The organism is Aquabacterium fontiphilum (assembly GCF_009909205.1).
Lineage (GTDB): Bacteria > Pseudomonadota > Gammaproteobacteria > Burkholderiales > Burkholderiaceae_C > Aquabacterium > Aquabacterium fontiphilum.
In genome coordinates this window covers 15087-33973 of the sequence record NZ_JAAAPN010000010.1, presented here as the reverse complement: position 1 = coordinate 33973, position 18887 = coordinate 15087, and the positions used below count along the sequence as shown (strand labels likewise).

Sequence of the window (18887 nt, the reverse complement as noted above, 5' to 3'; positions counted from 1 at the left end):
AGGAAATCGGAAAACCCGCGAGTATAGCAAGAAAAAAGCGCCGCGGCAGGCGGCGCTTGGGGCGCGGGGTGGCGAGGGCGTGTCAGCTGGCTGCCAGCCGCTGCCAGGTTTCGACCACGGTGTCCGGGTTCAGCGAGATCGACACGATGCCCTCGGCTGCCAGCCATTCGGCGAAGTCGGCGTGGTCGCTGGGGCCCTGGCCGCAGATGCCGATGTACTTGCCGTGGGCGCGGCAAGCTGCGATCGCGCGCGAGATCAGCGCCTTGACAGCCGGGTCACGCTCGTCGAAGTCGTGCGCCAGCAGTTCCAGGCCGGAGTCACGGTCCAGGCCCAGGGTGAGCTGGGTCAAGTCGTTCGAGCCGATGGACATGCCGTCGAAGAACTCCAGGAACTGCTCGGCCAGGATGGCGTTGCTGGGCACTTCGCACATCATGATGACGCGCAGGCCGTCGGTGCCACCCTTGGCCGCGCGCACCAGGCCGTGGTCGGCCAGCATCTGGGTCACGCGCTCCGCCTGCTTCAGCGTGCGCACGAAGGGCACCATGATCTCGACGTTGGTCAGCCCCATGTCGTTGCGCACGCGCTTGAGCGCCTCGCATTCCATGGCGAAGGCCTCACCGAACTCCTCAGAGATGTAACGCGAGGCGCCGCGGAAGCCCAGCATCGGGTTTTCTTCTTCCGGCTCGTAGCGCGAGCCGCCGATGAGCTTCTTGTACTCGTTGGACTTGAAGTCCGACAGGCGCACGATGACGGGCTTGGGCCAGAAGGCGGCTGCAATCGTCGCCACACCTTCGGCGAGCTTGTCGACATAGAAGGCGCGCGGCGAGGCATGGCCACGAGCGACCGATTCCACGGCCTTTTTCAGGTCGGTGTCGACGTTGGGGTAGTCGAGGATGGCCTTGGGGTGGACGCCGATGTTGTTGTTGATGATGAACTCAAGGCGGGCCAGGCCCACGCCGCTGTTGGGCATCTGACAGAAGTCGAAGGCGAGCTGAGGGTTGCCCACGTTCATCATGATCTTCAGGCCGATGTGGGGCATCTCGCCACGGGTCACCTCGGTGATCTCGGTCTCGAGCAGGCCTTCATAGATGTGGCCGGTGTCGCCCTCGGAGCAGGCCACGGTGACCAGCGTGCCATCGGTCAGGCGGTCGGTGGCGTTGCCGCAACCGACCACGGCCGGGATGCCCAATTCGCGCGCGATGATGGCAGCGTGGCAGGTGCGGCCGCCGCGGTTGGTGACGATGGCGCTGGCGCGCTTCATCACCGGCTCCCAGTTGGGGTCGGTCATGTCGGTGACCAGCACGTCACCGGGCTGCACCTTGTCCATCTCGGCGATGTTGTGCACGATGCGCACGGGGCCGGTGCCGATCTTCTGACCGATGGCGCGGCCTTCGGCCAGCACGGTGCCCGTGCCCTTGAGCTTGTAGCGCTGCTCGGCCTTGCCGTGGGCCTGGCTCTTCACGGTCTCGGGGCGGGCCTGCAGGATGTAGAGGTGGCCGTCGGTGCCGTCCTTGCCCCATTCGATGTCCATCGGGCGGCCATAGTGCTGCTCGATGATCAGGGCGTAGCGGGCCAGCTCCATCACCTCATCGTTCGTCAGGCTGTAGCGGTTGCGGGCTTCGACAGTGGTGTCCACGGTCTTGACCAGCTTGCCGGAGGCGGCTTTCTCTTCAGGCGTCGAGAACTCCATCTTGAGCAGCTTGGAGCCCAGATTGCGGCGGATCACGGCCTGCTTGCCGGCCTTCAGCGCCGGCTTGTGCACGTAGAACTCGTCGGGGTTGACGGCGCCTTGCACCACGGTCTCGCCCAGGCCGTAGCTGGAGGTGATGAAGACCACGTCCGAAAAACCCGACTCGGTGTCGATGGTGAACATCACGCCGGATGCGGCCAGATCGGAGCGCACCATGCGCTGCACGCCGGCCGACAGGGCCACCACGTCATGGGCAAATCCCTTGTGCACGCGGTAGGAGATGGCGCGGTCGTTGTACAGCGAGGCGAAGACTTCCTTCATCTTGTGAAGGATGTCCTCAATGCCCACCACGTTCAGGAAGGTCTCTTGCTGACCTGCGAACGAGGCGTCGGGCAGGTCTTCGGCCGTGGCCGAGGAGCGCACGGCGAACGAGGCGTTGGGGTTGTCGCCAGCCAGCTTGGCGTAGGCATCTCGGATGGCCTTTTCCAGGTCCGCCGGGAAGGGCTGTGCCTCGACCCAGCCGCGGATCTGGGCGCCGGCTTCGGCCAGGGCGCGCACGTCGTCGGTGTCGAGCGTGGCCAGGCGCTGGCTGATGCGGTCGGCCAGGCCGTCGTGCTTGAGAAACTCGCGGAAGGCGTGGGCCGTGGTGGCAAAGCCCGTGGGCACGCGCACGCCGTCGGGCAGCTGCGAGATCATCTCGCCGAGGCTGGCGTTCTTGCCGCCGACGACCTCGACGTCGGACATGCGAAGTTGCTCAAAAGGCACAACCAGGGCGGTCGGCTCAAAGCGTTGGGTCATGGGAAGCTCCAGGATGGTGAAAAAAACCGGGGGCGCCGCGGGCGGTCACGACCTGTTGTGCTTGTGATGGGTCAGGCCGCCATTGGCACGAGTTGGAGCGATTGTAGGGTCAGCCCTATCATCACGGGTCCACCGATTCCACACCGGGGCGCCGTTTATCGGACACCCCCTCAAACAGGCGACGCATGCACATGCCCGATCGAAGCGTATTTTTTGTGTCCGACGGCACCGGGATCACGGCCGAAACGATGGGCAACTCCATCCTGGCGCAATTCGCTGTCAAGCCGCGCCATGTGCGCCGGCCTTTCATCGACACGGTAGACAAGGCCCATCAGGTGGTCAGAGAGATCAACTCTGCCGCCGAGCGCGAGGGCAAGCGCCCCATCGTGTTCACCACGCTGGCCAACGACGAGGTGCTGGACATCCTCAAGGGCTGCCGCGGCAAGGTGTTTGACGTGATCAAGACCTTTGTGGAGCCGCTGGAGCACGAGTTCGACATGAAGTCGAACCACCGCGTGGGCCGTTTCAGCGACGCCAGCCAGGATCAGGAATACAACAACCGCATCGATGCGATCAACTTCGCACTGGAGCACGATGACGGGCAATCGTCCCGGAGCCTGGATTCGGCCGATGTGGTGCTGGTCGGTGTCAGCCGCTGTGGCAAGACGCCCACATCCTTGTACCTCGCCATGCAGCACGGCATCAAGGCGGCCAACGTGCCGCTGATCCCGGAAGACTTCGACCGGGGTTTTCTGCCCACGATGCTCAAGCCTTATCGGAAGAAGTGTTTCGGTCTGACGATCGATCCGGTGCGTCTGAGCCAGATCCGCAACGAGCGGCGTCCCAACAGCAAGTACGCCAGCCTCGAGAACTGCCGGGCCGAGGTCAACGAGGCCGAGGCCATGATGCGCCGCGAGGGCATCGCCTGGTTGTCGTCGACCCACAAATCGATCGAAGAGATCGCCACGACGATCCTGCGCGACATCCGCCCGGATCGGCTGATTTACTGAGCGCGGGCCGGTTGGGCCTGGAAGGCGAATTCGGTGGGGGCGCGCAGGCGGGTGACCCGCACCACAAAGGGCCAGCCCAGCGCGCCGGTGGCCTCTTCGATCTGCAGCAGCTCACCCGGGATGAGTTGCTCGCTCTGGAGCGCGGCATGCGCGGCGCGCGACAGACGGCGGTCTTGCAGCTGGGCCTGACCATCTTGCAGATGCGTCGGGAGCGAGCGTAACCAGTAGGCGCTGCGGCGTTTCGCCGGGTTCGCCTCTTTCAATGCGGCGAAGCGTTCCACCGATTGCTGGCGGGATCCCGCCTCGACTCGCAGGGCGTTGGCCGCGTGGAGCAGGTCGGTGAGGGCCGTGGGCGCGAGGATGATCACGAGCACCCAGGCCATGACGCCAGCGATCAGCCTGTCCTGCCAGTCGGGCAGAAGCAGCCAGACGGCCGCTGCGCTCACCCCGGCCAGCGCGATCGCTGTGGTGGCGACGGCGAGCGTGTCGTCGTCAGCGCGCAGCGGCACAGGCCCTTGATGCGCCAGCCCTGCCCACATCGTGAGCAGGAACAGCGCAATCAGGCCCCCGCAGACCCAGTGGAGCCGGCGCTTTACTGGTACTCGCTGACGGGCACGCACGCGCAGAAGAGGTTGCGGTCACCGTAGACGTTGTCCACCCGGCCCACGGGCGACCAGTACTTCTGCCGGCGCAAGCCGACGACAGGGTAGGCCGCCTGTTCACGGCTGTAGGCGTGGGCCCAGTCGGCCTTCAGCAGGCTCTCGGCCGTGTGCGGGGCATTCTTCAGCGGGTTGTCGTCTTGCGGCAACTGGCCTTGCTCGACCTGACGGATCTCTTCGCGGATCGCAATCATGGCGTCGCAGAAGCGGTCCAGCTCAGCCTTGGATTCGCTCTCGGTGGGCTCGACCATCAGCGTGCCCGCCACCGGAAAGCTCAGCGTGGGCGCGTGGAAGCCGTAGTCGATCAGGCGTTTGGCCACATCTTCTGCGCTGACGCCGCTGGTGTCCTTGAGGGGGCGCAGGTCGAGGATGCACTCGTGGGCCACGCCGCCACCCTTCACATTGGACTGGCCGCTGCTGAAGTGGATGTCGTAGTGGTCAGCCAGTCGCGCTGCCACGTAGTTGGCATTCAGGATGGCCACTTCGGTGGCGGCCTTCAGGCCCTCGGCGCCCATCATGCGGATGTACATCCAGCTGATGGGCAGCACGGCGGCGTTGCCCAGCGGCGCGGCCGACACCGCGCCCACCTGTTGCGCCTCACCGATGCCGGCCGCGCGGTGGGCAGGCAGGAAGGGCTTGAGGTCTTCGACCACGCACACGGGGCCCACGCCAGGGCCGCCGCCACCGTGGGGGATGCAGAAGGTCTTGTGGAGGTTGAGGTGGCTGACATCGCCACCGAACTGGCCGGGCGCGGCCAGGCCGACCAGCGCGTTCATGTTGGCGCCGTCCACATAGACGCGGCCGCCGTGCTGGTGCACCAGGGCGCACAACTCGGTCACGCGGGTCTCGAACACGCCGTAGGTGGACGGATAAGTGATCATCACGGCGGCGAGCTTGTCGCTGTGCTGCTCGCACTTGGCCTTCAGGTCGTCCAGATCGACGTTGCCGTCGGCGTCGCACTTGGTCACCACCACCTGCATGCCCACCATCTGGGCCGAGGCCGGGTTGGTGCCGTGGGCGCTTTCCGGGATCAGGCAGATGTTGCGGTGGCCTTCACCGCGCGATTCATGCCAGGCCTTGATGATCAGCAGGCCGGCGTACTCGCCTTGCGAACCGGCATTGGGCTGCAGGCTGATGCCGGCGTAGCCGGTGGCCTGAGACAGCCAGCTGCACAACTGGTCGTTCAGCAGTTCGTAGCCGCGCAGTTGGTGGCGCGGCGCGAAAGGGTGGATGTGCGCGAACTCGGGCCAGGTGATGGGAATCATCTCGCTGGTCGCGTTGAGCTTCATCGTGCACGAGCCCAGCGGGATCATGGTGCGATCGAGTGCGAGGTCCTTGTCGGCCAGGCCCCGCAGGTAGCGCAGCATCTCGGTTTCGCTGTGATAGCGGTTGAACACAGGGTGAGCCATGAAACCGCTGGTGCGTCGCAGCTCGGCTGGAATGCCCAGGCTCACCCCGCCTTCAAACGCGGCGAACGAGGGCAGCGCCTTGTTGCCGGCAAACAGCGTCCACAGGTCGATGATGTCGTCGCGCGTGGTGGTCTCGTCCAGCGAGATGCTGACGCTGTCGGCGCTGGCGTCGCGCAGGTTGATGCCCATCTGCTCGGCGGCCGCCAGGATGGCTTCACGGTCTTCGGCCAGTACCTGCACGGTGTCGAACCACGTGGTATGCACCACGGTGCGGCCCAGTGACTTCAGGCCTTCGGCCAGGATGGAGGCATACGTGGCCACACGCAAGGCGATGCGCTGGAGGCCCTCGGGGCCATGGTAGACGGCATACATGCTGGCCACCACCGCCGGCAGCACCTGGGCGGTACAGATATTCGAGGTGGCCTTTTCGCGGCGGATGTGCTGTTCGCGTGTCTGCAGCGCCAGCCGGTAGGCCGGGTTGCCATGGCTGTCTACGCTGACGCCGACCAGACGGCCGGGCAGCGAGCGCTTGAACTCGTCCTTGGTGGCCAGATAGGCAGCGTGCGGGCCGCCATTGCCCATGGGCATGCCGAAGCGCTGCGTGGTGCCGCAGACAATGTCAGCGCCCATCTCGCCAGGCGGCGCGAGCAGGGTCAGTGCCAGCAGATCGGCCGCCACGATGGCCAGCGCGCCCTTGGCGTGCAGCGCGTCGATCAGGGGGCGCAGGTCGCGCACCTGGCCGTTGACGCCGGGGTACTGCAGCAGCGCGGCAAAGCAGTCGTTGTTCTCGAGATGCGTGGCCAGATGGGCGGCATGCACCACATCGACCGTGATGTCCAGCGGCTCGGCCCGGGTCTGCACCACTTCCAGCGTTTGCGGGAACACGTCGTGGCAGACCACGAAGCGCAGCGACTTGCTTTTGCCCACGCGGGCCGCCAGCGTCATGGCCTCCGCCGCCGCGGTGGCCTCGTCCAGCATCGAGGCGTTGGCGATCGCCATGCCCGTGAGGTCGGTCACCATGGTCTGGAAGTTGACCAGCGCTTCCATCCGACCCTGCGAGATCTCTGCCTGGTAAGGCGTGTAAGCCGTGTACCAGGCCGGGTTCTCGAGGATGTTGCGCAGGATGACGCCGGGCGTCAGCGTGCCGTAATAGCCTTGGCCGATGAAGTTGCGCATCAGCTTGTTCTGTTGCGCAATGCCTTTGAGCTCGGCCAGCGCCTGCGCCTCGGTGAGCGGGGCGGGCAACTGCATGGCCGCCTCGCGGCGGATGCTGACAGGCACGATGCTGTCCATCAGGGCCTGGCGTGAGGCCACGCCGATGGCAGACAGCATCTGCGTTTCGTCGCTGGCATCCGGCCCGATGTGGCGGGCGCGGAAGGCAGTGGCGTCTTCAAGTTGGGCAAGGGAGGGCAGGGCGTTCGGCATGGTGTTCGGCGGCGTGATGCGGGCAGGGCCCTCGGGCTCAGGCGTTCTTGAGCAGATCGTCGTAGGCGGTCTTGTCCATCAGGGCGTCGGCATCGGCCGGGTTGGCCAGCTTGACCTTGAAGAACCAGCCGGCGCCCATCGGGTCGCTGTTGGCCAGGGCGGGGTCGTCGCGCAGGGCTTCATTGACGGCCACGATTTCGCCGGTCAGCGGCATGTAGACGTCGGCGGCGGCCTTGACGGATTCGACCACGCCAGCCACGTCCTTGGCGTTGAAGCTGGTGCCCACCGCGGGCAGATCGACGAACACCACATCACCCAGGGCGTCCTGGGCATGTTGGGTGATGCCCACGGTGGCGGTGCCGTCGGCTTCGATCTGGAGCCACTCGTGGTCGGGCGTGTACTTGATGGTCATGTTGACGTCCTTGGCAATCAGGTTGGTGCGCCGGGGCGCAGAAGGGAGGTTGGGAGCCGAACGGGCGTGATTGTCTCAGCCCTTGGGGGCATGGCGTGCTGGCGCGGTTCAGCCGGTTTGGGGTCAGCCGGTTGGACCGGGGCTCAGCCGCGGTGGTAACGGTTGGGCACGAAGGGGGTGGGGCTTACCGTCATGGGCACGCGCTTGTCGCGCACCAGCGCGAACACGGCGGTGCCTGCGGCGGCGTGCGCGGTGGCCACATAGGCCAGGGCAACGGGCTGGTTCAGGCTGGGGCCCAGCGAACCGCTGGTGACCACGCCGATCTCGGCGCCACTGGCGTCCACCACCTTGGCGCCCTCGCGAACGGGCATGCGTTCGGTGCTGATCAGGCCCACCCGCTTGCGGCTGACGCCTTCGGCCAGTTGCTGGCCAATCACCTCGGCGCCGGGATAGCCGCCCGCACGCGCACCACCAGGGCGGCGCACTTTCTGGATGGCCCAGGTCAGCGCGCCTTCCACCGGGGTGGTCGTGGTGTCGATATCGTGGCCATAAAGACACAGGCCGGCTTCCAGGCGCAGGGTGTCGCGCGCACCCAGTCCGATGGGCTTGACCTCCGGCTGAGCCAGCAGGGCGCGGGCGAGCTGCTCGGCCTGAGCGGCCGGCACCGAAATCTCGAAGCCGTCTTCGCCGGTGTAGCCCGAGCGGGTCACGAAGCAGTCGATGCCGTCGAGCGCGAAGTGGCCGCCGGTCATGAACACCAGTTGGTGAACGCCTTCGTTCAGGCGCGCCAGGGCTGTCACGGCTTCGGGGCCTTGCAGCGCCAGCAGCGCCTGGTCGGGCAGCGGCGTGACCGTGCAGAGATGACCGATGCGGGCTTGCAGGTGAGCGATGTCCTGGGCCTTGCAGGCGGCGTTGACCACCAAAAACAGGTCGTTGTCGCGTCGGGTGACCATCAGGTCATCAAGGATGCCCCCCTGCTCGTTGGTGAACAGGGCGTAGCGCTGCTTGAAGCGGGCCAGATCCACGATGTCGACCGGCACCAGGGTTTCGAGTGCGGCATCGGCGCCCGGGCCGCTCAGCAGCACCTGACCCATGTGCGAGACATCGAACAGGCCGGCGGCGGCGCGGGTGTGTTTGTGTTCAGCCAGGATGCCCGTGGCGTACTGCACGGGCATGTCGTAGCCACCGAAGGGCACCATCTTGGCGCCGAGTTCGATGTGAAGCGCGTGCAGCGGGGTGGTAAGCAGGTCTGCGGACATGGGAAGACGGCCAGTCGCCAGACCGGCTGGAGGGCAAACAATCCGTTCCACGTCATGCTTGCGCCTGACGGGGGCTGCCCTCGCTGTCCGCTTTACCTGAGAGATTGACCCTTCGCCCCGGCTGGCCGGCGCGGTGAGGGCTTGCCCCTTCGGTGGGCTGGCTCACGCCGCGGTCTGCGCAGCGTCACCGGCCTCTCTCCAGTGAGGTATCACGGCCGAAGCCGTGTTTGCCAGTCCTTTTGCCTGAGCGTTCGGGCTGCGGCGCACCTGCGTGCGCCCCGGGGCCCTGCGCCTTCGGCGACTGCGCGCCTGCTTGCGGCATGTGAAACCCAAGCAGGGGCAGTTCTCTCCTGGCTGGCGCGGATTGTACGGGCACTTACCTCGAAAGGCGAGGCCGCCCGATGTCTCAGCCCGTGTTGCGCAGCCCCGCCGCCACGCCGTTGATCGACAGGTGGATGCCGCGGCGCACGCGCTCGGCCACCGTCTCGCCGGGCACCTCGGAGGCGCGCTCGTCGGGGGCACGGCGGTAGCGGCGCATCAGCTCGACCTGAAGGTGGTTGAGCGGATCGACGTAAGGGAAGCGGTAGGCCAGGAAGCTGGCCAGCTCGGGCTGGCTGGCCAGGCGGCCCTTGCTGCCGGTGATCTGGTCGAGCGCGGTGTTGGTGCGTTGCCACTCGGCCTGGATGGCGGCCAGCATGCGCTTGCCCATGCGCTTGTCTTCCACGAGGCTGACGTAGCGCTCGGCGATGCCCAGGTCGCTTTTGGCCAGCACCATGTCCATGTTCGACATCAATGTACGGAAGAAGGGCCACTGGCGGTACATCTTCTGCAGCAGGGCCAACTGCCGCTCTGGCGTGCTGCCCGGTGCACCCAGAAAGGCCTCGATGGCCGAGCCCATGCCGAACCAGCCCGGCAGCGCCACGCGACACTGGCCCCACGAGAAGCCCCATGGGATGGCGCGCAGGTCTTCAATGCGGCGGCTGGCCTTGCGCGATGCCGGCCGCGAGCCGATGTTGAGCTCGGCGATCTCGCGGATGGGCGTGGCGGCAAAGAAGTAGTCGGTGAAGCCGGGCGTGTCGTAGACCAGCTTGCGATAGGCCGCCATGCTGGCCTCGGACAGCGCCTGGGCAGCCGCCAGAAAGCTCGTTGGCACGGGCCGGCTGGGCTGCAGCAGGCTGGCTTCGAGCATGGCCGCCACCAGCGTTTCGAGGTTGCGCCGCCCGATCTCGGGGTTGGCATACTTCGAGGCGATCACCTCGCCCTGCTCGGTGAGGCGGATCTGGCCGTTGACCGTGCCGGGCGGCTGGGCCAGGATGGCCTGGTGCGATGGGCCACCGCCTCGGCCCACAGTGCCGCCCCGGCCGTGGAACAGCCGCAACCGGGTGCCGTGGGTGTGGCGCAGCGTGTCGAACAGGGCCACCAGCCGGATCTCGGCCTGGTACAGCTCCCAGTTGCTGGTGAAAAAGCCGCCGTCCTTGTTGCTGTCGCTGTAGCCCAGCATGATGTCTTGCTCGTTGCCCGAGCGCTGGATCAGGGCCGGAATGCCCTCGATGGCATAGAAGGCCTGCATGATGCCCTCGGCATGTCGCAGGTCGGCGATGGTCTCGAACAGCGGCACGACGATGAGCTGCGCATGGGCATCCGGCCCGCCCAGCGTGCCGTGCATCAGGCCGCATTCCTTCTGCAGCAGCAACACCTCCAGCAGGTCGCTAACGGTTTCGGTGTGCGAGATGATGTAGTGGCGCAGCGCCTCGGCGCCGAAACGGTTGCGGGCATCGGCCGCAGCTTCGAAGATGGCCAACTCGCCTTCGGCCAGTTCCGAGTAAGCCACCCCGCGTACGCGAAGCGGGCGCAACTCGCGCAGCAGCCGACACAACAGCGCCTGTTTGGCGGACTCGTCCAGTGCGGCGTAGTCTGGGGTGATCTCAGCGCGGGCCAGCAATTCGGCCACGACCAGCTCATGCTGGTCAGAGCTCTGGCGCAGATCGAGCGTGGCCAGATGGAAGCCGAACACCTGAACGGCGCGGATCAGCGGGCGCAGCCGCAGGTCGGCCAGCGCCGCGGCATGGTGGCTGCGCAACGAGGCGTCGACCACCTGCAGCTCGGCGAGGAACGCGTTAGCTGAGGGGTAGGGCGATTGCGGGGCCACCGCATGACGCAGCGCTTCCGTTCCCGTGAGCGCCTCCAGTGTGGCGGCCAGGCGGGCGTACACGCCGGTCAGTGCACGGCGGTAGGGCTCATCGGCGCGGTGGGGGTTGTGGTCGGGCGAACGATCGGCCAGCGCCAGCATATCGGGCGTGACGGGCACCAGTCGGCCCGAGATCGACAACTCGGCCCCCAGCTCATGCACCTCGCGCAGGTAATGGCGCAGCGCCACCTCGGCTTGGCGCGACAGGGCCAGACGCAGCGTGGCGGCCGTCACATTGGGGTTGCCGTCGCGGTCGCCACCGATCCAGTGGCCCATGCGCAGAAACGGCGGCACGGTGCGCCCGGGCAGGGCGTCTTCGATCTGACCATACAGCCGCGGGATCTCCTGCAGAAAGGTCAGCGGGTAATAGCTCAGGGCGTTCTCGATCTCGTCGGACACCGTCAGCTTGGTGAAGCGCAGCATGCGCGTCTGCCACAACTGGGTGATGCGCGCGCGCAAAGCCCGTTCCACTTCTGCCGCGCGCGGCCCGGTTGCGTCGTCGCGCTGGGCCAGCAGCGAGGCCACGGCCCGTTCGGCATCCAGAATGGATTTGCGCTGCACCTCGGTCGGGTGGGCCGTGAGCACGGGCGACAGATAGGCGCCTTGCAACAGCCCGGCAATCTCTTCGGCCCCGATGCCGCCGGCATGCAGCCGCTCCAGCGCAGCGGGCAGCGAGCCAGTTACCGGCCGATCGACCGGCTGCTGGGCCTGGCGCACCTGATGTCGGTCTTCGGCCAGGTTGACCAGATGTGAGAAGTAGCTGAAGGCGCGGATCACCGACACGCTCTGGTCGGCCGACAGGTTGTTGAGCAACCGGTCGAGCGCCTTGCCGGCCTGGGCGTCGTGTCGACCCCGGTAGGCCACGGCCAGCTGGCGGATGCGCTCGATCAGCTCGAAGGCGGCTCGGCCCTCCTGCTCGCGGATCACATCGCCCAACAACCTGCCCAGCAAGCGGATGTCCTGGAGCAGCGGGGCGTGAACGGCTTTGGCCGGCGCGGTGGCGCGGCGTGTGGATGCAGCAGAGCGTGTGGCCATGACAAACAACAAGGGGCTGGACGATGGATGCGCAAAGCGCATCAAACATCGTGCCAGCCCCGCCGGTCATCCCGGGGATGTCCCACCCTGGGGGTGGGGATAGTGCGTCAGCGCATCAACATGGTCGGCAGCCACAGCGACAGCGGTGGGTAGTAGGTCACCAGCGCCAGGAAGGCCAGCATGGTCAGCAGCCACGGCCCCACGGCCTTGGTCAGCTCGGTCATGCCCATCTTCGCGATGCCGGATGCCACGTACAGGTTCAGCCCCACCGGCGGTGTGCACATGCCGATTTCCATGTTCACCACGATCAGGATGCCGAAGTGCACCGGGTCGATGCCCAGTTGGACGGCCACCGGGAACAGGATGGGCGCCAGGATCAGGATGATCGACGACGGCTCCATGAAGTTGCCCGCAATCAGCAGCAGGATGTTGACCACCAGCAGGAAGGCGATCGGGCCCAGACCCACACCCACCAGCCAGTCGGCCAGTTGCTGCGGAATGTTCTCGTTGGCCAGCACGAAGCTGAACAGCACCGCGTTGGTGATGATGTACAGCAGCATTGCGCTCATGTTGGCCGAGTTCAGCAGCATGCGCGGCACGTCCTTCAGGCCCATGTCCTTGTAGACGAACACGGCGATGATGAAGGCATACACGGCGCTCATGGCAGCGGCTTCCGTGGGCGTGAACAGGCCGGAGTAGATGCCGCCCATCACCACCACGATCAGCAGCAGCCCCCAGATGGATTCACGCAGGGCCTTGGCGCGCTCACCCCAGGTGGCCTTGGGCATGCGGGGGTAGTTGTGCTTGCGCGCGCGCCACCAGGTGGTCAGGCCGAGCAGCGTGGCGAGCATCAGACCCGGGATCACGCCGGCCATGAACAGTTCACCCACCGAGGTGTTGGTGGTGACCGAGTACATCACCATCACGATCGAGGGTGGGATCAGGATGCCCAGCCCCCCCGCGGTGGTGACCACACCTGCGCCGAACTGCTTGGGAAACCCTGCCTTTACCATGGCTGGCAGCATGATCGAGCCAATCGCCACCACCGTGGCGGGCGACGAACCCGACACCGCGGCAAACAGCGCACACGCCACCACCGCCGCCAGACCCAGGCCACCGTGCCAGTGGCCGACCATGCTGGTGGCGAAGTTGATCATGCGCTTGGCCACGCCGCCATGCGTCAGAAAGTTGCCCGCCAGGATGAAGAACGGGATCGCCATGATCTCGAACTTCTCGATGCCGGTGAACAGCTTCAGCGCGACCGACGCGATGGGCACATCGGTGAAACAGAAGATGAAGGTCAGCACCGTCAGACCCAGCGAGATGCTGACGGGCATGCCGGTGAGCATGAGCACCAGCAGCAGGCTAAAAATGATGATTCCGCTCATGATGTGATCCTTCAGGCCTTGGCTTGCTCGGGCTGATCACCCAGACCTTCGACGTGGCCGTGGTCGTGATGTGGCAGCTCGCCGGTGCGGTGGAAGTTCCAAGCGACCTGCAGGAAGCGGAAGGACATCAGTGCCGAACCCAGCGGAATGGCCGAGTAGATGATCCAGGTCGGCCACTCCAGATCAGGCGTGGTCGGGCCTTCGATCAAATCGCTCAGGTCCAGCCCGAGCGCGGCGTGGAAAGCGTAGTTGGCGCCGTTGTGCCAGACGAAGTGCGAGCCCATGATGGTCACGGCTGCCGTGAAGAAGGCGCCGGCAAACAGCCCGAAGAGCACGAACTTGCGGCGCTTGGGCTCGGACAGCTGGTTGATCAGCACGTCCACCCCCACGTGGATGCCGGTGCGCACGCCGTAGGCCGCGCCGAACTTGGCCATCCAGACGAACAGGTAAATGCAGGCTTCCTGGGCCCAGGCGAAGTCCAGCGACAACAGCCAGTCCTGAATGGGCGAGCTGACGCCGGACAGATAGCGGTGGACCACCGCGGCGAAGATGATGAGGGTGGCCACGCCCATCAGGGTCGAGACGATCCACTCCTCAAGGCGATCGAGCCATTTCATGGGGCTCTCCTTGATGAGATAACGAGGGAAAGAGGCGGAAAAAAAGCCCACGTGGTGGCGTGGGCTCCGTCACGGCATCACGCCATGCGCATCACAGCTTGCTGGGGTCGAAGCCGGTGACCTTGTAGATCTCGTCGATCGTTTCCTGGCCGATGCGCGATGCCATCTGCTTGTGCACCGGGATCATGGCCTTCTTCAGCAGGAAGCGTTCGCCGATGCTGGGCTGGTGCACGGTGGTCTTGCCGGTAGCCTTGACGGCGGCCAGTGCGTCCTGGTTGTCCTTCAGCGCCACTTCGTTGGCCACCTTGGTCGAGTCGGCCATGGCCTTGGTCAACGCGGCGCGGATGTCGGGCGGCAGGCCGTCCCAGAACTTCTTGTTCACCACGACGGCGTAGCCCAGGTAACCGTGGTTCGTCACGCTCACGTGCTTCTGAACCTCGTTCATCTTCTGGGTGTAGAGGTTCGACGGCGGGTTCTCGGTGCCATCGACCACGCCGGTCTGCAGCGCCTGATAGGTTTCAGAGAAGGCCAGCACCTGGGGCATGGCGCCAACAGCGCGCATCTGGGCGTCCAGCACCTTGGAGGACTGGATACGCATCTTCAGGCCCTTGTAGTCTTCCACCGAGCGCAGCGGCTTGTTGGCCGACATGACCTTGAAGCCGTTGTCCCAGTAGGCCAGGCCGGTGATGCCCCGCGACTCCAGCTTTTTGAGCAGTTTTTGGCCGACGGGGCCGTTGGTCACGGCATGCAGATCGGCGTAGTCGTCGAAGATGAAGGGCAGATCGAAGGCTTCGAACTCCTTCACACCGAGGGGGGCAAACTTCGACAGGGAAGGAGCCAGCATCTGGACCGAGCCCAGCTGCAGTGCTTCCATCTCTTCCTTGTCCTTGTAGAGCTGGCTGTTCGGGTAGACCTCCACCTTCACGCGGCCCTTGGTCAGCTCGGCGGCGCGCTTGGCAAAGAAGTCAGCGGCGCGGCCCTTGGGCGTGTCGTTGGCCACGACGTGGCTGAACTTGATCACGATGGGGGCCTGCGCAAATGCGGCGGGCACACAGGCGGCCGCCAGGGCCAGAGAAATCACGCTGCGGCGCAGCAGGCGAGTGGAACCCAGAGGAATCATGGTGGCGTCTCCGAATCGGTGTTGGTAGGCTCATTGTTCTGTTTTGATACCCTGCCCGAAATTGTGGAGTTCCACATTCATCGAGGAAGGCCGCGCCGAGCGCCGTCTCCCGCCCCTAGACTGAGGGCATGTCCCAGGTATTGCTGCACGTCGACATGAGCCCGCCTCTGAGTGCGCCGCCCCGACCCGCGCTGGCCGTGCCGCCGCGTCGCGGCAACTGGCTCGTGCGTCAGCCCTGGCTGCTGGCCACGCTGTGGGCGTGGCCGCTGATCCTGTCGCTGGTGTTCGTGGCGGGCGTCATGGCCTGGCTCGTTCATCAGGAAGACGCCGAGCGCGACATCGTCCAGCGCACGATGATCGCAGACGCTTTGTCGCTCGAGTCACAGATTTCGGCACGCCTGGAGGCCGAACTGGTCAAACTGCGCGGTCTGGCCGATAACGTGGCCAAGGGCGGGCGCGGCACAGCGACTTTCTACCAAAGCCCGCTGCTGCTGGATGGCCTGCGGCGGCTTTGGATCAGCGTCACCTGGCTTGATGAGAACGGCCGCATCGTGGCCCATGCCCCGGACGACAGCCTGCCACCTCGACACGCCGATCGCAGCATGTTTGACGACGAGGGCCTGTCTGGCCACCTGTCGGTGAGCCTTCCCCCAACCACGCCGGGCGGGGCCCAGGGAATGATGATCGCGCGGTTTTCAGCGGCTGCCGTGCTGCGCCAGAAGCTGCCGTGGTGGCTGGCCAGCAAGTACGACATCCGCATTGTCGACGTCTCTGACGAAGTGATCGCCGGTACCACACGCACCCCACGCGGCGAAGAGCAACTCTGGTATCGCGTGCCCATGGGGCCGGCCTTGCCGCAGGCCTGGCTGGAGCTCACCGCCCAGCATCGGGTCACGCCATGGTGGCGCACCATGCCCATGGCGCTGATGGCGGGCTTTCTGGTGCTCGTGGCACTGGCCTCGGCCATGTTGCGGCGCCAGATGCGGTCGGTCTCGCGCGCCGAGACCGCCTGGCGCACAGAGGTCGCCTGGCGCAGTGCGATGGAAGACTCGCTGGCCGTGGGCATTCGTGCCCGCGACATGGACGGGCGCCTGGTCTACGTCAACAAGACCATGGCCGACATGGTCGGCTACCAGCCGGAAGAGCTGGTGGGCCTGCTGCCGCCCATGCCTTACTGGGTGGCCGACGACCTTGATCACAGCATGCGCATGCACCGCCGCAACATGGCTGGCCAGGCGCCGCGCGAGGGCTACGAATCGCGCTGGCAGCACCGCGATGGGCACATCATCGACGTGATGGTGTTCGAAGCACCGCTGGTGGACGCCAAAGGCGTGCAGATTGGCTGGATGGCCTCGGTGCTCAACATCACCGAGAAGAAGCGCATGGAAGAGCGTGAGCGACGCCAGCTGGAGACCATGGCTCACCACGCCCGGCTCACCATGATCGGCGAGGTGGCCTCCACGCTGGCCCACGAGCTCAACCAGCCGCTGTCGGCCATTGCCAGCTACAACGCCGGCGTGCTCAACGCCATGCAGGCCTCAGGAACGGCCGATCCGCACCTGCTCAAGGCCCTGCAGCGCATGGGCGAGCAGGCGGGCCATGCCGGTCGCATCGTGCGTCGCATCCGCGAGTTCCTCACGCGCCACGAGCCCCAGCTGGAGCCTTGCGACCTGGCCGATGTCATCCGATCGGGCATGAACCTGCTCAAGCGCGACATCGCCCGCCAGAACGTCCAGACTGAGGTGGCCCTGGATGCGGCCCTGCCGCAGGTCCGGGCCGACACGGTGCTGCTCGAACAGGTGGTGGTCAACCTGGTCCGCAACGCCTGCGATGCGCTCGCGACGCAGCCCGAGCCCAGGCGCATCCGCGTCACGGCCAATGTGGTGTCCGGCGGCCGGTTCGTGCGCGTCACCGTGGCCGACAACGGGCCGGGTCTGCAAGGCCGGCTGGTCGACGAGCTGTGTGCGCCGTTCTTCACCACCAAATCCGAGGGCATGGGCATGGGGCTGGCCATCTGCCGTTCCATCGTCGAGTTGCACTACGGCGTGCTGGATGCCGAGGCCAGCGCGCTGGGGGGCGCGGCGTTCTCGTTCAGCCTGCCCGTCCATGGCGCGGCGACCGGCTCGGCCGCATCGCAAGAGGAGTCCGCATGATGACGTTTGCTGCCAAACCCGACGCGGGCGTGGTGTACCTGGTCGACGACGAGGCGGTGGTGCGTGATGCACTGGTGTTCCTCCTCGGTTCGCGCGGTTTGCTGGTGCACGCGTTCGACGGCGCCGCCGCCTTGCTGTCGTTTCTCGGCACCCAGCCACGGCCGCTGCGCGGCGTGTTCGTGCTGGATGTGCGCATGGAGCCCGTCTCGGGCCTGCGCCTGCACGAGATGCTGATCGAACAAGGGCTGCGCAACCCCGTGCTGTTTCTGAGCGGCCATGGCGACATTCCCATGGTGGTCGAGGCGCTCAAGAAGGGCGCCTTCGACTTTCTCGAAAAGCCCTACAGCGACAACACGCTGGCAGACCGCATCGAACAGGCCCTGGCGGTCGAGGCTTCGTCTTATGCCGAGAACGCCCGCGCGGCCGAGCGCACGGCGCGTCTGGCCAGCCTCAGCGAACGTGAGCGCGAGATCATGGTGCGCGTGGCTGCCGGCAAGCTCAACAAGGTCATCGCCGACGAACTGCACATTGCCGTGCGCACGGTAGAAGTCCACCGCGCCCGCGTGTTTTCGAAGCTGGGCGTGCGCTCAGCGGCCGAACTGGCCGGCCTGCTGGCCGCTGGCTGACTGGGGCAGCGTAGGACGCCGGCGGGGCTGCCGACCGGTGGGCTTCAGGCCCAGCTCATGCCGGAAGTGGTCGATGGTGCGGCGCAGCCCTTGTTCCAGGGGCACCTGCGGCGCCCAGTGCAAGGCCTCGCGCGCGAGCGTGATGTCCGGCCGGCGCTGACGCGGGTCGTCGCCCGGCAGAGGCAGGAAGCGCAGCGTCGAGCGGCTGCTCGTCAGCCGGATCACCGTCTCTGCCAGATGCAGCATCGTGAACTCGCTCGGGTTGCCCAGGTTCACCGGGCCTGTCAGCTCCGCGGGCGCATCCATCAGCCGCACCATGCCCTCGATCAGGTCGTCCACGTAGCAGAAGCTGCGCGTCTGCGTGCCGTCGCCATAAATGGTGATGGGCTCGCCCTTGAGCGCCTGCACGATGAAGTTGCTCACCACCCGGCCGTCGCTGGGATGCATGCGCGGGCCATAGGTGTTGAAGATGCGCAGCACTTTCACCTGCAGCCGGTGCTGGCGGTGGTAGTCAAAGAAGAGGGTTTCGGCGCATCGCTTGCCCTCGTCGTAGCAACTGCGCAGGCCAATGGGGTTCACATTGCCCCAATAGGCCTCTGTCTGCGGGTGCTCGGCCGGGTCGCCGTAGACCTCGCTGGTCGACGCCTGCAGGATGGGCACCTTCAGCCGCTTGGCCAGCCCCAGCATGTTGATGGCCCCCAGCACGCTGGTCTTGGTCGTCTGCACCGGGTCGTGCTGGTAATGCACAGGGCTGGCCGGGCAGGCCAGGTTGTAGATCTCATCCACCTCCACATACAGCGGGAAGGTGATGTCGTGCCGCATCAGCTCGAAGCGCGGGTGGCTCAGCAGGTGGGCAACGTTGTCGCGCCGCCCGGTGAAATAGTTGTCCACGCACAGCACTTCGTCGCCACGCGCCAGCAGCGCATCGCAGAGGTGTGAGCCGAGAAAGCCGGCTCCGCCCGTGACCAGGATTCTGCGCATGTCTTCGCTCCTCAAGTGAACGACCGCCTCGACGCAGCCGTGCCAGCGGAGCAGGGCGAATGGCGTGCCTGACCCGGGCGCGTTGTGGCGAAGGTGCCACTCGGTCGCAGAAAGGGG

General features: G+C 66.1%; 13 protein-coding genes and 2 riboswitches. Of the genes, 3 read left to right on the top strand and 10 right to left on the bottom strand.

What is annotated here, in order from left to right; translation table 11 throughout:
* Window positions 1-82: 82 nt before the first annotated feature.
* Complete coding sequence (gene ppsA, locus GTZ97_RS12470) at window positions 83-2488, bottom strand: phosphoenolpyruvate synthase (protein ID WP_161650973.1); 2406 nt, start codon at window positions 2486-2488, stop codon at window positions 83-85.
* Between the two features lie 191 nt (window positions 2489-2679).
* On the opposite strand from ppsA, the gene ppsR reads away from it, so the two are divergent.
* Complete coding sequence (gene ppsR, locus GTZ97_RS12465; protein WP_161650972.1) at window positions 2680-3498, top strand: posphoenolpyruvate synthetase regulatory kinase/phosphorylase PpsR; 819 nt, start codon at window positions 2680-2682, stop codon at window positions 3496-3498.
* Here ppsR and GTZ97_RS12460 read toward each other — a convergent pair.
* The 8 genes from GTZ97_RS12460 to GTZ97_RS12425 all read right to left on the bottom strand — a co-directional run bounded on the left by GTZ97_RS12460 (window position 3492) and on the right by GTZ97_RS12425 (window position 15010).
* On the bottom strand, window positions 3492-4118 hold the full coding sequence (locus GTZ97_RS12460; protein WP_161650971.1) for a hypothetical protein: 627 nt from the start codon (window positions 4116-4118) through the stop codon (window positions 3492-3494). The genes ppsR and GTZ97_RS12460 overlap by 7 nt on opposite strands.
* Entirely contained in the window at window positions 4091-6991 is a 2901-nt protein-coding gene (gene gcvP, locus GTZ97_RS12455) for an aminomethyl-transferring glycine dehydrogenase (protein WP_161650970.1), read from the bottom strand. Before gcvP ends, GTZ97_RS12460 begins: the two co-directional genes overlap by 28 nt.
* 37 nt (window positions 6992-7028) lie before the next feature.
* Complete coding sequence (gene gcvH / locus GTZ97_RS12450; RefSeq protein WP_161650969.1) at window positions 7029-7403, bottom strand: glycine cleavage system protein GcvH; 375 nt, start codon at window positions 7401-7403, stop codon at window positions 7029-7031.
* A 143-nt stretch (window positions 7404-7546) separates the two neighbouring features.
* The gene (gene gcvT, locus GTZ97_RS12445) at window positions 7547-8662 is read right to left on the bottom strand and encodes a glycine cleavage system aminomethyltransferase GcvT (protein ID WP_161650968.1); all 1116 of its coding nucleotides are present in this window, start codon (window positions 8660-8662) and stop codon (window positions 7547-7549) included.
* Window positions 8663-8735: 73 nt separating this feature from the next.
* Window positions 8736-8874: riboswitch (glycine riboswitch) on the bottom strand.
* Between the two features lie 9 nt (window positions 8875-8883).
* Window positions 8884-9025, bottom strand: a riboswitch (glycine riboswitch).
* 43 nt (window positions 9026-9068) lie between these two features.
* Window positions 9069-11885 (bottom strand): phosphoenolpyruvate carboxylase, encoded by a 2817-nt coding sequence (gene ppc, locus GTZ97_RS12440; RefSeq protein WP_161650967.1) that lies wholly within the window; start codon window positions 11883-11885, stop codon window positions 9069-9071.
* 107 nt (window positions 11886-11992) lie between these two features.
* Window positions 11993-13273: a TRAP transporter large permease gene (locus GTZ97_RS12435; RefSeq protein WP_161650966.1), complete on the bottom strand. Its 1281-nt coding sequence runs from the start codon at window positions 13271-13273 to the stop codon at window positions 11993-11995.
* Between the two features lie 11 nt (window positions 13274-13284).
* Window positions 13285-13890 carry a TRAP transporter small permease gene (locus GTZ97_RS12430; protein WP_161650965.1) on the bottom strand — a complete coding sequence of 202 codons (606 nt, stop codon included), beginning with the start codon at window positions 13888-13890 and terminating at the stop codon, window positions 13285-13287.
* Between the two features lie 91 nt (window positions 13891-13981).
* Window positions 13982-15010: a TRAP transporter substrate-binding protein gene (locus tag GTZ97_RS12425; RefSeq protein WP_161650964.1), complete on the bottom strand. Its 1029-nt coding sequence runs from the start codon at window positions 15008-15010 to the stop codon at window positions 13982-13984.
* Window positions 15011-15138: 128 nt separating this feature from the next.
* Between GTZ97_RS12425 and GTZ97_RS12420 the strand changes: the two genes are divergently transcribed.
* Window positions 15139-17163 carry a sensor histidine kinase gene (locus GTZ97_RS12420; protein ID WP_161650963.1) on the top strand — a complete coding sequence of 675 codons (2025 nt, stop codon included), beginning with the start codon at window positions 15139-15141 and terminating at the stop codon, window positions 17161-17163.
* Window positions 17163-17789, top strand: a complete 627-nt coding sequence (locus tag GTZ97_RS12415) for a response regulator transcription factor (protein ID WP_161651081.1) — start codon at window positions 17163-17165, stop codon at window positions 17787-17789. Before GTZ97_RS12420 ends, GTZ97_RS12415 begins: the two co-directional genes overlap by 1 nt.
* On the opposite strand, the gene GTZ97_RS12410 is transcribed toward GTZ97_RS12415, so the two are convergent.
* Window positions 17751-18770, bottom strand: a complete 1020-nt coding sequence (locus tag GTZ97_RS12410; RefSeq protein ID WP_161650962.1) for a UDP-glucuronic acid decarboxylase family protein — start codon at window positions 18768-18770, stop codon at window positions 17751-17753. The two genes, GTZ97_RS12415 and GTZ97_RS12410, sit on opposite strands and share 39 nt — an antisense overlap.
* Window positions 18771-18887: the final 117 nt, after the last annotated feature.

What these genes read in the sequence shown, in the direction of transcription:
- ppsA (WP_161650973.1), bottom strand. Translation starts at nt 2,488, where the DNA reads ATGACCCAACGCTTTGAGCCGACCGCCCTGGTTGTGCCTTTTGAGCAA.
- ppsR (WP_161650972.1), top strand. Translation starts at nt 2,680, where the DNA reads ATGCCCGATCGAAGCGTATTTTTTGTGTCCGACGGCACCGGGATCACG.
- gcvP (WP_161650970.1), bottom strand. Translation starts at nt 6,991, where the DNA reads ATGCCGAACGCCCTGCCCTCCCTTGCCCAACTTGAAGACGCCACTGCC.
- gcvH (WP_161650969.1), bottom strand. Translation starts at nt 7,403, where the DNA reads ATGACCATCAAGTACACGCCCGACCACGAGTGGCTCCAGATCGAAGCC.
- gcvT (WP_161650968.1), bottom strand. Translation starts at nt 8,662, where the DNA reads ATGTCCGCAGACCTGCTTACCACCCCGCTGCACGCGCTTCACATCGAA.
- ppc (WP_161650967.1), bottom strand. Translation starts at nt 11,885, where the DNA reads ATGGCCACACGCTCTGCTGCATCCACACGCCGCGCCACCGCGCCGGCC.
- GTZ97_RS12435 (WP_161650966.1), bottom strand. Translation starts at nt 13,273, where the DNA reads ATGAGCGGAATCATCATTTTTAGCCTGCTGCTGGTGCTCATGCTCACC.
- GTZ97_RS12430 (WP_161650965.1), bottom strand. Translation starts at nt 13,890, where the DNA reads ATGAAATGGCTCGATCGCCTTGAGGAGTGGATCGTCTCGACCCTGATG.
- GTZ97_RS12425 (WP_161650964.1), bottom strand. Translation starts at nt 15,010, where the DNA reads ATGATTCCTCTGGGTTCCACTCGCCTGCTGCGCCGCAGCGTGATTTCT.
- GTZ97_RS12420 (WP_161650963.1), top strand. Translation starts at nt 15,139, where the DNA reads ATGTCCCAGGTATTGCTGCACGTCGACATGAGCCCGCCTCTGAGTGCG.
- GTZ97_RS12415 (WP_161651081.1), top strand. Translation starts at nt 17,163, where the DNA reads ATGACGTTTGCTGCCAAACCCGACGCGGGCGTGGTGTACCTGGTCGAC.
- GTZ97_RS12410 (WP_161650962.1), bottom strand. Translation starts at nt 18,770, where the DNA reads ATGCGCAGAATCCTGGTCACGGGCGGAGCCGGCTTTCTCGGCTCACAC.